The sequence below is a fragment of the Stenotrophomonas sp. HMSC10F06 genome, from assembly GCF_001807865.1.
GTDB classification, from domain to species: domain Bacteria; phylum Pseudomonadota; class Gammaproteobacteria; order Xanthomonadales; family Xanthomonadaceae; genus Stenotrophomonas; species Stenotrophomonas bentonitica_A.
The window spans coordinates 1-12,016 of record NZ_KV791260.1; the positions used below are offsets into that span (position 1 = coordinate 1).

Annotated in this window: 11 protein-coding genes; 4 read left to right on the plus strand and 7 right to left on the minus strand. The window is 67.8% G+C overall.

The window, feature by feature from the left end; genetic code table 11:
• Positions 1 to 82: 82 nt before the first annotated feature.
• The 3 genes from murD to HMPREF3113_RS04700 are packed head-to-tail and all read right to left on the minus strand — an operon-like array spanning position 83 to position 5,462.
• A complete protein-coding gene (gene murD / locus HMPREF3113_RS04690) occupies positions 83 to 1,492 on the minus strand; it encodes a UDP-N-acetylmuramoyl-L-alanine--D-glutamate ligase (protein ID WP_070471083.1) in 1,410 nt (469 codons plus the stop codon).
• Entirely contained in the window at positions 1,473 to 2,825 is a 1,353-nt protein-coding gene (gene murL, locus HMPREF3113_RS04695) for a UDP-N-acetyl-alpha-D-muramoyl-L-alanyl-L-glutamate epimerase (RefSeq protein ID WP_070471084.1), read from the minus strand. Before murL ends, murD begins: the two co-directional genes overlap by 20 nt.
• A 33-nt stretch (positions 2,826 to 2,858) precedes the next feature.
• On the minus strand, positions 2,859 to 5,462 hold the full coding sequence (locus HMPREF3113_RS04700) for a bifunctional aspartate kinase/diaminopimelate decarboxylase (protein WP_070471086.1): 2,604 nt from the start codon (positions 5,460 to 5,462) through the stop codon (positions 2,859 to 2,861).
• 206 nt (positions 5,463 to 5,668) lie between these two features.
• Here HMPREF3113_RS04700 and HMPREF3113_RS04705 point away from each other — a divergent pair, with 206 nt between their 5' ends.
• The gene (locus tag HMPREF3113_RS04705) at positions 5,669 to 6,544 is read left to right on the plus strand and encodes a PhzF family phenazine biosynthesis protein (protein WP_070471088.1); all 876 of its coding nucleotides are present in this window, start codon (positions 5,669 to 5,671) and stop codon (positions 6,542 to 6,544) included.
• 15 nt (positions 6,545 to 6,559) lie between these two features.
• Here HMPREF3113_RS04705 and HMPREF3113_RS04710 read toward each other — a convergent pair whose 3' ends face one another.
• Together HMPREF3113_RS04710 and HMPREF3113_RS04715 are read right to left on the minus strand one after the other, a co-directional pair.
• The gene (locus HMPREF3113_RS04710; RefSeq protein ID WP_254665240.1) at positions 6,560 to 8,233 is read right to left on the minus strand and encodes an amidohydrolase; all 1,674 of its coding nucleotides are present in this window, start codon (positions 8,231 to 8,233) and stop codon (positions 6,560 to 6,562) included.
• An 83-nt stretch (positions 8,234 to 8,316) separates the two neighbouring features.
• Positions 8,317 to 8,751 (minus strand): OsmC family protein, encoded by a 435-nt coding sequence (locus tag HMPREF3113_RS04715; protein WP_070426802.1) that lies wholly within the window; start codon positions 8,749 to 8,751, stop codon positions 8,317 to 8,319.
• 364 nt (positions 8,752 to 9,115) lie between these two features.
• Here HMPREF3113_RS04715 and HMPREF3113_RS04720 point away from each other — a divergent pair, with 364 nt between their 5' ends.
• From HMPREF3113_RS04720 to HMPREF3113_RS04730, 3 genes are all read left to right on the plus strand, one after another.
• Positions 9,116 to 9,514 (plus strand): HU family DNA-binding protein, encoded by a 399-nt coding sequence (locus HMPREF3113_RS04720; RefSeq protein WP_019185677.1) that lies wholly within the window; start codon positions 9,116 to 9,118, stop codon positions 9,512 to 9,514.
• 254 nt (positions 9,515 to 9,768) lie between these two features.
• Positions 9,769 to 10,113: a DUF3861 family protein gene (locus HMPREF3113_RS04725; RefSeq protein ID WP_083298719.1), complete on the plus strand. Its 345-nt coding sequence runs from the start codon at positions 9,769 to 9,771 to the stop codon at positions 10,111 to 10,113.
• An 80-nt stretch (positions 10,114 to 10,193) separates the two neighbouring features.
• Positions 10,194 to 10,790 carry a DUF1439 domain-containing protein gene (locus HMPREF3113_RS04730; protein ID WP_019185675.1) on the plus strand — a complete coding sequence of 199 codons (597 nt, stop codon included), beginning with the start codon at positions 10,194 to 10,196 and terminating at the stop codon, positions 10,788 to 10,790.
• 39 nt (positions 10,791 to 10,829) lie between these two features.
• Here HMPREF3113_RS04730 and HMPREF3113_RS04735 read toward each other — a convergent pair whose 3' ends face one another.
• Complete coding sequence (locus HMPREF3113_RS04735) at positions 10,830 to 11,372, minus strand: type 1 glutamine amidotransferase domain-containing protein (RefSeq protein ID WP_070471092.1); 543 nt, start codon at positions 11,370 to 11,372, stop codon at positions 10,830 to 10,832.
• A gap of 123 nt (positions 11,373 to 11,495) precedes the next feature.
• Positions 11,496 to 11,963, minus strand: coding sequence for an SET domain-containing protein (locus HMPREF3113_RS04740; protein WP_019185673.1), 468 nt, complete (start codon positions 11,961 to 11,963; stop codon positions 11,496 to 11,498).
• Between the last annotated feature and the right edge of the window lie 53 nt (positions 11,964 to 12,016).

Here is a 12,016-nt window from a genome sequence, read left to right on the forward strand (position 1 = left end):
CAAGAGATAAGAGCCACGCCATGCGTGGCTGCGCGATCCACACCAACGGCAGCCACGCATGGCGTGGCTCTACAGCGACCTATCAGGCGATCCCGATGCCCGGGATCGCCGTGATCTGGTCCGGATCGAAGCCGGCCAGTTCGGCGAAGTGGCGGCCACGGGCGACGTAGTCGCGGTACACGCCATAGCTGGGCGCACCCGGCGACAACAGCACCACCCCGCCCTGCCCGCCAAGCGCGGCCTGCGCCAGCTGCATGGCCTCGGGCAGATCGGCAGCCGCATGCAGACCGAAACGGCCGGCATCGGCCAGCGGCTGCAGCAGTGCGTGGATGCGCGGGCCGTTGGCGCCCATCGTGACGATCTCCACCGGCGGTACGTCGTGCGCCATGTGCGCGACGAAGTCGTGCCAGTCCAGTCCACGATCATGCCCGCCCACCAGCAGGGCGATGCGGTGCCCGGCGAAACATTCCAGCGCCGCCAGGCTCGCGTGCGGCGTGGTGCTGATCGAATCGTTGACGTAGGTGATCCCCTCGCGCGTCCCGATGGTCTGCAGGCGGTTGGGCAGCGGGCGGAAGTCCTGCACCCTCGGCGCGAGCGCCACTGCGTCCAGGCCCAGCGCTTCGATCGCCGCCAGCACCGCGCACAGGTTGCCGCGGTTGTGCCGGCCGGGCAGCGGAGTATGCGAGGTATCGAACACCGGCTGCTCGCCGCGATGTACGACATCGCCGCGCATGTGCCAACCCAGCGGCTGGTTGAACCAGATGATCTCGCTGCGGGGCAGCGACAGCCCGGCCAGGTGTGGATCGGCTGCGTTGAGCACCGCGATCCGCGGCGCGGCCCCGGTGACCAGCTGCAGCTTGTCTTCGATGTAGCGCGCTTCGCTGCCGTGCCAGTCCAGGTGTTCGGGGAACAGGTTCAGCACGATGGCGACCTGTGGGTGCGCGCCACTGCGCGCGACCTCGCCGGTCTGGTAGCTGGAGAGTTCCACCGCCCAGTACTGCGGCGCGGACTGCGGCGCCAGCACTTCCAGCAGCGGCAGGCCGATGTTGCCGATCAGCCCGGTGCGCGCGCCCGAGGCGCGCAGCAGGTGCGCCAGCAGCGCGGTGGTGGTGCTCTTGCCCTTGGTGCCGGTCACGCACACGGTGTCGTGCACGATGCCGTCGGCAGCGGCCTGCTCGGCGAACCACAGCGAGGTACCGCCGATGAACTGCGTGCCCTGCGCGCCGGCGTGCAGGGCCGCCTCGCCATACGGGCTGATGCCCGGTGATTTGATCACCACGTCGAACGCGGCGAGCGCCTCGCCGGTGACCTCCGATCGCACCGTCAGCGCAGCGCCGGTTTCCTCGCGCGCCGCGGCGGCCTCGGCTTCCGGGCAGAACAGGGTCAGCGGCAGCGATGGCAGTCGCTGCTGCAGGACGCCGAACGCAGCGCGCCCCTCGCGTCCCCATCCCCACAGAGCAACGCGCTTTCCCTCAAGCTGCGAAATTCGCACGCAGGCGCTCCCAGATCGCCGGCGGAATGCGGTGTTCGCCTTCCAGTACCAGCAGCGGTTCGATCTGCAGTTCGGTGGCCTCCAGCTGCGGGCGGATCTCGTGGACGAAACGCTTCACCAGCGCGTCCTCGTTCCACTCCGGGCGCGCGGCCAGGGTCGCCATCGCCGCGCGCGATTCGCGGCCTTCGCCCACGCACTCGAACGGCTTGTGGTCCTGGAATTCCAGCAGCGCATCGAAGCCCGGCGCCTGCTCGATATCGTCGAGCAGGTTGCGGCCGAAGATGCCGACCAGGCGCATCTTGGGCATGAACGGGGCCAGCGCGAGGAACACGAAGTGGCACTTCGGGCAGACGCCGCACCAGCGGTTTACCGGGCGCTCGCCCAGGATATGGAAGTTGCGGTTGCAGCTGGAGAAATGCGCGTCGTAGAAGTCGCTCTTGGCAAACTGTCGCGCCACCGCCAGCTCCGAGAGCGGACGCAGCAGCGAGTAATAGTGCAAGTCCGCCGCGACGTGCTGCTCCAGATGCTCGCCGAAGGCCTGTTCGAACGCCCAGCCCTTCGACCACTGGTGGTTGACCTCGCCGGTGCCCGGAATCTGGCTGCCATAGCTGGCCGAGCGTTCGTTGGAGAACACCACCTGGTCCACGCCCTGCAGCAGCGCGGCCAGCACCATGATCGCCGAGTTCACCGCGGTGACCGGAATATGGCCGTTCCAGGCGCCCTGGCGGTTGAGTTCGAACAGCTCCGGGGCCAGCGTGCGGCCGATGTTGAGGATCGGCAGGCCGGTGCGCTCGGCGCAGGCACGGATCAGCTGCGAACCCCCAATCCACGTGACCGTTTCGGCAATACCCAAGCTGCGCAGCGCTTCAATGCTGACCAGCGAATCCTTGCCGCCGCCGATGGCGACCAGCGCGTGTTCGCGCAGGCCCAGCGCCGGTGCGGCGAAGGCCTCGCCTTCCACCGGGAGACGGAAGCGGCCACGCAGGTTCAGGCCATTGCGGTAGGCGAATTCGCCCAGGCCGTTGAGGTAGACCGTCTCCACCAGCGCGGCGGTGGCCGCATCGATCGAATAGCTGTCGATGCGCACCTGCTCGGGCACGCCGGCCTTGTAGTAGCTCACGCCGGCGATCAGGTGCAGCAGGCGCAGGGCGCGCTGCACGGCCTCGGCGCGGTCACCCTCGAGCACGAACGGCGCGCCCGGGATGGTCACCGTCTCGATCAGCTCCGGGCCGTCATCGAAGGCGTAGACCAGCTGCGCCACGCCGGTGTCCGCGGCGAAATCGCAGCGGACGAAGCGGAAAACGGCAACCTGGTGTTTATCAAAAGCAGTCATGGTGTATCCGGTTTGAAAGGCGGCAGGCAGCGGTCAAGGACCATCATCGATGACGTCCTCGCGCGGCAGCTCGCGCTGGTTGTAGGTGTTGGCCATGACGTAGCCATACGCGCCCGCGTCGGCGATCAGCATCACATCGTCCGGCGCGGTCGAGGCCGGCAGGCGGCGGCGCTTGCCGAACACATCGCTGGATTCGCAGATCGGCCCGACCACATCGAACATCGCTTCGGAATAGCCACTCAGGCGGCTGAGGTTCTCGATGTCATGCCAGGCGTCGTACAGCGCCGGGCGCATCAGCGTGTTCATGCCCGCATCCAGACCGACCCGGCGGATGCCGTCCTTCTCCACCACCTGGGTGGCCCGCGCCAGCAATACGCCGGACTCGGCCACCAGGTAGCGGCCCGGCTCGATCGCCAGGCGGAATGCCGGGTGCACGGCCTTCACTTCGGCCAGGCCGACGGCCCAGGACTCCAGATCGAACGGCTCGTCGTCGGCGCTGTACGGGATCGGCAGGCCACCGCCGATATCGATGGTTTCAATGCTGCCGATGCGGCGGGCGAACCCGGCCAGTTCATCGCACATCAGGCGCCAGTGCTGCGCGGTTTCCACGCCGCTGCCCAGGTGCGCATGCAGGCCGACCACGCGGGTGCCCAACTCGCCGGCGATGCGGACGAACTCATCCACGCGCGCGATCGGCAGGCCGAACTTGGAGTCCTTGCCACCGGTGCGGACCTTGGCGTGGTGGCCTTCGCCACGGCCCAGGTCCACGCGCAGCCACAGCTCGCGGTTGCTGAACAGCTCCGGCCAGCGCTGCAGGGCTTCCACATTGTCCAGCGTGACCGTGACGCCCAGCGCGAACGCGGCATCGTATTCGGCATGCGGTGCAAAGCTGGGGGTGAACAGCACGCGCTTGGGCGACAGCGTCGGCAGCGTGTTGAACACATGCTTGAGCTCGCCGTGCGAGACGCACTCCAGGCCGAAACCTTCCTGCTCCAGTACTTCCAGGATGGCCGGGTGCGAGTTGGCCTTGATCGCGTAGTAGCGCTGGTCGATCGCCTTGATCGCGGTCAGCGCGCGCGCACGCGCCCGCACGGTCGGCAGGTTGTAGACGTAGCGCGGCGTACCGGCTTGGGCGAGCGTCAGCAGATGCTCGCGCTGGCCCCGCCACCAAGCGGTTTCGCGCGGGCGGATGGTGCCGGCGATTTCACGCCAGCGTGGGCCGAACACTTCGCCCTCTTCCACCGGCATCGCGCCGCTGTCGATCAGCTCGGCGTGCAGGATCGGCAGCAGACCGTCCGCGTCCGCCTCGTCGATGACGAAGGTCAGGTTCAAGTCATTGGACGACTGCGAAATCATGTGCACGCGTTCGCGGCCGAAGGTGGCCCACACGTCCGAGAGCTTGTGCAGCAGCGAGCGCATGCCGCGGCCGACCAGGGTGATCGCCGCGCACGGCACGATGATCTTGACCTTGCAGATCTGCGACAGATCGGCCGACAGCGCGGCCAGCACATCGGTGCTGACCAGGTTTTCGGAGGGGTCCAGCGAGACGGTCACGTTGGTTTCGGCCGAACCGATCAGATCGACGGAGAGGCCATGCTTCTTGAACAGCCCGAACACGTCGGCCAGGAAGCCGACCTGCTGCCACATGCCGATGCCTTCCATCGAGACCAGCACGATGCCGTTGCGGCGGCTGATCGCCTTCACGCCCGGCACCGCCGCGGCATTGCCATCGATGCTGGTGCCCGGAAGCTCGGGGCGCTCGGTATCCAGGATCGCCATCGGCACGCCGGCATCGCGGCACGGCTTGATCGAACGCGGGTGCAGCACCTTGGCGCCGGTCGTCGCGATTTCCTGCGCCTCGTAATAGTCCAGGCGGGTCAGCAGGCGCGCGTCCGGCACGTCCTTCGGGTTGGCGCTGAACATGCCCGGCACATCGGTCCAGATCTCCACGCGGCTGGCACCCAGCAGCGCACCGAAGTACGCCGCCGAGGTATCCGAACCACCCCGGCCCAGGATCGCGGTACCGCCATCGGCATGACGCGAGATGAAGCCCTGGGTGATCAGCATGCGGGTCGGCTGGGCGCGGAAACGTGCCGCCCAGTCGGCCTCGGCACGCCACTGGCAGTTCACCGACAGGCGCTGCGACCACTCGCTCTGGCTGGGCTGCGGCGGCAGTGCATCCAGCCACTCGCGCGCATCCATCCAGCCGAAATCCAGGCCGCTGGCGCGCAGGTAGGCCGCACCGACGGTCGAGGACAGTAGTTCGCCCTGGCCCAGCACCTCGGCCTGCCACTCCAGCGGCCGACCGGCGGCACGCGGATCGTCCAGCAGCCCGGCCAGCGCGTCCAGACGGACGTCCAGCGCGGTGGCGTCCAGCTCCAGCTCGGTCAGGAACGCGCGGTGCCGCGCGACCAGGGCAGCGACACGCTCGCGGCTGTCGGCGGCGCCGTCGGCGATCGCGGTGAGTTCATTGGTCACCCCGGACAGCGCCGATACCACCACCAGCACGCGCGAACCCGTTTCTTCCGCCCGTTTTTTCGCCAGCTTGCCGATGGTGTCCCAGCGGTGACGACGCGACACGGAGGTGCCGCCGAACTTCAGTACGATCCAGCGATCGACAAGGGGGGAAGCTGACATGGAGGTGGAGGTTTGGGTAGTGAGGGGGAATCGCCCGGCACGCCGGGCCGAACTCCCGATTCTATGCCAAGCCTGGCCGTTGCAGGGCCCGGGCGGCCCAGGCCGGGCGGATTTGGCCGGTCGCCGGGGCGCGGGGCGCCGGTCACGGCCCGGAACGCAGCCCCGATTGGTAAGCTGCCCGCCCGTTTTTCGTTGAGCGATCTGCCATGACCTCCCGTCGTTTCCTGCAGCTGGATGTGTTCTCGCCCTACCCCGGCGCCGGCAACCCGCTGGCCGTCGTGCTCGATGCACAGGGGCTGGACGCGGCGGCGATGCAGGCCATTGCCCGCTGGACGCGGCTGCCGGAAACCACCTTCGTGTTCCCGCCGCAGGCCCCGGGCGCCAGCTACGGCATCCGCATGTTCAGCCCGCAGAAGGAAGTCCCGTTCGCCGGCCACCCCAGCGTGGGCACCGCCCATGCCGTGCTGGAACTGGGCGTGGCCGCGCCGGTCGAGGGCGTGCTGGTCCAGGACGGCATCGCCGGGGCGCTGCCCCTGCGCGTGGACGGCAGCGGCGCTACCCGCACCATTGCGATCCGCACGCCGCGTGCAGCGGTGGCCGAAGTGACGACCGCCAACGATCCGCGCCTGCAGGCCGCGCTGGCCGGTTGGCCGCTGGGCAGCCTGCCGCCGGCGCGCATGGCCGGTGGCCGCAGCTGGTGGGTGGTTGAACTGGCAGACGAAGCGGCCCTGCGCGCACTCACCCCGGACTGGGATGCCGTGGCCACCCTCGCCGAAGCCACCGACAGCATGGGCGTGTTCGCCTATGCGCGCAGCCAGGGCCAGGCCTGGGATCTCGCGGTACGCGCCTTCGTCGGCAACGGCCGTCGCTTTGAAGACGCCGCCTCCGGTGCGGCCAATGCCGTGCTCGCTGCCTGGCTGGACAGCCGCGATGCCCTGCCCGGCACCGCGCACGGCTACGTGGTCAGCCAGGGCCGCGAAGTCGGCCACGATGCGCGACTGACCCTGCGCATCGATGACCACGGCGATGTCTGGTCCGGCGGCCAGGTGCAGACCGTCATCCGCGGCACGCTGGACTGGTGATCCTGCGGCGGCGCCTCAGCGCGCCGCGTCGTACACCGGTGCGCCATCGACCCAGGTCGAGCGCACCTGCAGGTCGGCCAGCCCGGCGGGCGGCACGCTGAGCGGGTCGCGATCAAGCACCACGAAGTCCGCGCGCAGGCCCGGCTGCAACCGCCCGACCTGGCTGTCGTCATGACCCGCCCAGGCCGCATCGGAAGTGAACCCGCGCAGCGCTTCGGCTGCGGTCAGCCGCTGATCGGGCTGCCAGCCGCCGGGCGGTCTGCCGGCACGGTCCTGGCGGGTGACCGCCGCATGCAGGCCCAGCCGCGGGTCGACCTGCTCGACCGGGAAGTCCGAGCCCAGCGCGAGCCGGGCACCGGAGGCCAGCATCCGCCGCCAGGCATAGGCGCCGAGGATGCGCTCGGGGCCGACCCGATCCTGCGCCCAGCCCATGTCCGAGGTGGCGTGGGTAGGCTGCATCGAGGCGATCACGCCGAGCTGGGCGAAACGCGGAATGTCCTCCAGCGCGACCACCTGCGCATGTTCGATGCGCCAGCGATGGTCGCCACTGCGGCGCTCGCCGAGCACCCGTGCATAGGTATCCAGCGCGATCCGGTTGCCGCGGTCGCCGATCGCATGCGTGGCGACCTGGACATGGCAGGCATCGGCGTTGCGCACGGCGGTCTCGAAGTCCTCAGGTGAGGTGACCAGCAAGCCGCGGTTGTGCGGGTCATCGCTGTAATCGGCCAACAGCGCCGCACCGCGGCTGCCCAGCGCGCCATCCATGAACAGTTTGACCCCGCGCATTTCCAGCCGGCCGCCGGCGTGCTGGTAGGCCCCGTTCGCGCACAGATCGGCCAATGCGTCGCTGTTGCCATCGGCATAGGCATCGATGCGCAGCGGTAACCTGCCGGCGTCGGCGAAGCGCCGCATCAGGGCCAGATCGGCGCGCGATACGCCCATGTCGTGCACGCCGGTCAGGCCCTGGCTGACGGCTTTGTCGAGCGCGCGGGTCAGCATCTGCTCGCGTGCGGCCTCGCCCGGGGCCGGTATCGCCGCCTGCACCAGGGTCATCGCTTCATCGATGAACACCCCGCTCGGCTGGCCCTTGGCATCGCGCACGATGCGCCCGCCTGCAGGCTGCCAGTTGCCCTTCAGCGCGCGTTGCCCGGGGCGCTGGGCGACCGCGCGCAGTGCCGCGCTGTTGCCCCAGCCGGCGTGGCCGTCGATGCGGCCCAACCAGACCGGGCGGTCCGGGAATGCAGCGTCGAGATCGGCCACGGTCGGAAACTGTTTGACCGGCCAGCGGTTCTGGTCCCAGCCACTGCCCAGCAGCCAGCCCTCGGGGTTCTCCGCCGCAAAGCGCTGCAGGCGCGCGACGATGTCGGCAGTGCTGGTCGCGCCGGTCAGGTCGGCCTGCATCAGGGTGCCGCCGAGAAACATCAGGTGCGCGTGCGCGTCGATCAGGCCCGGGATCACGGTCGCTTGGCCGACGTCGGTCAGCGCCGCCAGTGGATACAGCTCGAGCATCGCCTGCCGGTCACCGACGGCAAGCACGCGCCCGGTCTCGGTCTCCCATGCCAGCGCGGTGGCGGTCGGCGCGTCCGGATCGCCGGTGTGGATGGTGGCGGCGGTCAACAGGCGGACATCGGCCTGCGCGGTCCCCGCCAGCAGGCAGGCCATCAGGGCAGCGAAAGCAGTCGGACGCATGCAGACACCCCACAAAAGGAAAGCGGCGACTATGCGGCCGCCGCTTTCCCATCACAATCTGCTGTGCACCAATCCTGCGCCGATCAGCTGGCCAGTTCGGCTTCCAGCGTGATCGGCACCGCACTGAGCGCCTTGGAGACCGGGCAGTTCTGCTTGGCGTCATCGGCGATGGCACGGAACTGGGTGGCCTCGATGTTCGGCACCACGGCCTTCACCTTCAACGTGATCTGCGACAGCTGCGGGCCACCTTCCATCGAGAGGTCGACCTTGGCTTCGGTATCCAGCGAGGTCGGCACGAAACCGGCTTCGGTGAGCTTGGCCGACAGCGCCATGGTGAAGCAGCCGGCGTGTGCGGCGGCGATCAGTTCTTCCGGGTTGGTGCCCTTCTCATCGCCGAAGCGGCTGCTGAAGGCATAGCGGGTTTTGTCCATCAAGCCGCTCTGGGGCGTGCTCAATTGTCCCTTGCCTGTCTTGAGGTCACCTTCCCAATGCGCGGTGGCATGACGCGAAATACCCATCGTTGATCTCCTGCGGGATGAATGGCCAGGCCATCGTAGACCGGTCCGCGTTAGCACCGTGTCTGGCCGCCGCCAGCCTGCTGCCGGGTGTCGCCCCCAGCTGAATCGGCGATCAGGATGGATGCTGTTTTCAAGTGGTTTTCGTGCGACAGTCGGGGTGCGACGGTCCATGACCGATGGCACCCGCCGCGAGGGCGGACCCTGTTTTTTGGCTATGACCTGATGCACCGCGGTAACGAAGGGCGTGGAAATCACGAATTTTTATGCGTCTGCCTATTGGCGGCGCCCCACAGTTGCCCTACATTTCGCTTGCCGACGGGGTTCGGCGCGACCAAACAACCAACCGTTCACGGAACAGGAAACCATGGCAAAGACCGCTAAGAAGGCTGCCCCGAAGAAGGCAGTAAAGAAAGTCGCTACGAAGGCAGCCGCGAAGCCGGCCGCTCCCAAGCCGATCAAGGAAGTGCTGAGCAAGTCTGGTCTGGTTGCACACATCGTTGAAGCGTCCGGCGTTGTCGCCAAGGACGTGCGCGCCGTGCTCGCCTCGCTGGAAGGCGCCGTCGCCGCTTCGGTGCACAAGAAGGGCGCTGGCAGCTTCACCCTGCCGGGCCTGCTGAAGATCTCCACCGTCAGCGTGCCGGCCAAGCCGAAGCGCAAGGGCATCAACCCGTTCACGAAGGAAGAGCAGTGGTTTGCCGCCAAGCCGGCGTCGACCAAGCTGAAGGTGCGTCCGCTCAAGAAGCTCAAGGACGCCGCGCTCTAATCTGCGCGCTTCCTGCAGCACCCGACGGGACGGCTCACGCCGTCCCGTTTTTTTTGGAGGTTCTGCCATCCCATCGAGGCGGCGGGTGGGTCCGACGCTGCCGAAACACAGCGTTTCCAAAGCCATCAACGGCGCGCCCTTCCCGCGCAGATGCCTGTCCTGCCGTGATCCACGCGATGGCAGGACCGGCCGGAACGCACAGGGTGGAACACTGCGTGCGACCGCGCCTGTCGTCGCGGTGCGGATCGCAGCCTATGGTGGCCTTGTCCCCCACCGCGCAGGCAGCCATGGCCAGCTCTTCTTCCCAGCGTTACCGCATCACCGTCACCCCGATCGAAAAGGACGGCCTGCAGTGCAGCGGGCGCTGCACCATCGAGCTGGAGCATCGTGCGCAGCAGGACTGGATGCGCCTGCTGGAAATCGCACGGCGCAACACCGGCCTCAGCGGAGACGAACGGGCCGCGGCGATCGTCGCCACCCAGCTGCTGCGCGATCTCGCCCAGCGCCATGCCAATGAACCCAGCCACCCGCTGACCGTGCTGCAGCCGCAGCTGGACGAGGTGCTGGCCGCGCTGGAATCGATCCAGGGCGCGCCCTGAGCCCACCACCCGCACGCGTCAAAGCTGGATTCAGCCGCGCGCGTTATTGTTGGCGTCTCATTCCCGCACGGCCTGCCGTCATGAACGTTCGCCCGCTGTTATCCCGCCTCGCCGCCTGCACCGTGCTGCTGGCCGCCGCCATCGGCGCTCAGGCTGCGCCCAGCATTTCCGGCCGTCAGTTGTCGGTGGGCGCCACCGATGTGCAGCAGTACCTCGATGGCAGTTTCCCGCGCACGCAGGACGCGCTGGGCGGCCTGATCGCGATGACCATGAGCCATCCCCAGCTCACCCTGCCGCAAGGCAACCGCCTGGATCTGGGTTTCGACATCGCCATGGCCACTGCCGGCGGCAACCCGGCCCCGTTGGGCAAGGTCAAGCTGAGCAGTGGCCTGCGTTATGACGCGCAGACCCAGGGCTTCCACCTGCAGGAGCCGACGGTCGATGACTTCACGCCGGCCAACAATGGCGGCAAGCTTGATTCGCGCACGCGTGGCCTGCTCAACGCCTGGCTGGTCGATTACGCCCGGCGCGAGCCGATCTACAAGATCGACCCGACGGTCGCGGCGGTGCTGGGCACGCTGCAGGTGCAGTCGGCGCAGGTAGAGAACGGCAAGCTGGTGGTCACCTTCAACCAGGACCTCGGTGCGTTGGTGCCGGCAGGCTTGCTGAGCAAGTAACCGGAAATGGCACCGACCCACGGTCGGTGCCTGCATCCATCAAGCGGCCAGCGCCTTGGCCACGGCATCGGCGAACGCCGGGATGTCACCCGGCTTGCGGCTGGTGATCAGGCCACCATCCACCACCACCTCGGCATCGGTCCACTCGGCACCGGCATTGCCCAGATCGGTTTTCAGCGACGGCCACGAGGTCACCTTGCGGCCCTTGGCCAGGCCGGACTCGACCAGCAGCCACGGCCCGTGGCAGATCGCAGCAACCGGCTTGCCCGCGTGGCCGAAGGCCTTGATCAAGGCCACCGCGTCGGTATCGATGCGCAGCTTGTCGGGATTGATCACGCCGCCGGGGAGGACCAGCGCGTCGTAGTCGTCGGCCTTGGCGCCCTTCAAGGGGGCATCGACCTTCACGTTCTCGCCCCAGTCCTTGTCTTTCCAGCCGCGGATCTGGCTGGCGTCACCGGGGGCGATCACCTTCACCGAGGCGCCCCAGGACTCCAGCAGTCGCTTTGGTTCCTGCAGCTCGGACTGTTCGAAACCATCGGTGGCGAGGATCGCGATGTGCTTGCCGTTGAGTGCATGTGCCATTGAGCGGCTCCATTAAGTAGGAGCCTTCAGTGTGGCCAGGCACGCATTGGGCGACGGTGACCAAGATGTGCACAGCGTGTCGGCGCAGTCACCGGCGCACGTGGCCGGTGACCGCCAGCGCGGTCAGCGCTTGGGCTGGAGCATCGTGCCGGTGCACTTTTTAGAGCCGCAGCGGCATTCCCAGATCTTCTTCAGGCGCGCGGTGTGACGCTCGGCCAGGGTGATGCCGTAGTTGTAGGTCAGCTCGTCGCCCGGCTGGATGTCCTTGATCGCCTCGATGAAGACCTTGTCCTCGCGGCGGTTGTCGCCCTCGGCTTCCTCGATCACCGCTTCGCAGTTGGGCTCGCAGCTGTGGTTGAGCCAGCGCGCGTCATTGCCCTTGTAGTTCGCATCGATGACGTAGTCGTCATTGAGGGTGAACAGGAAGGTATGACCACTTTCCACATCCCCGGTGTCGTCGGCATCCACGTCGGCGTGGCTGCGCAGCAGCCCCTTGTACTGGATGACCCGCTCACCTTTCTTGATCGGCGCCAGCGCGAACACGCCATTGCCATGGATGGTGGACTTGCGGGCCTGGATCTTCTTGGGCATCTGGCTGACCGTTGCGGTGGGAAGCCCCGATTCTCGCTTAATCTTTGTGATTG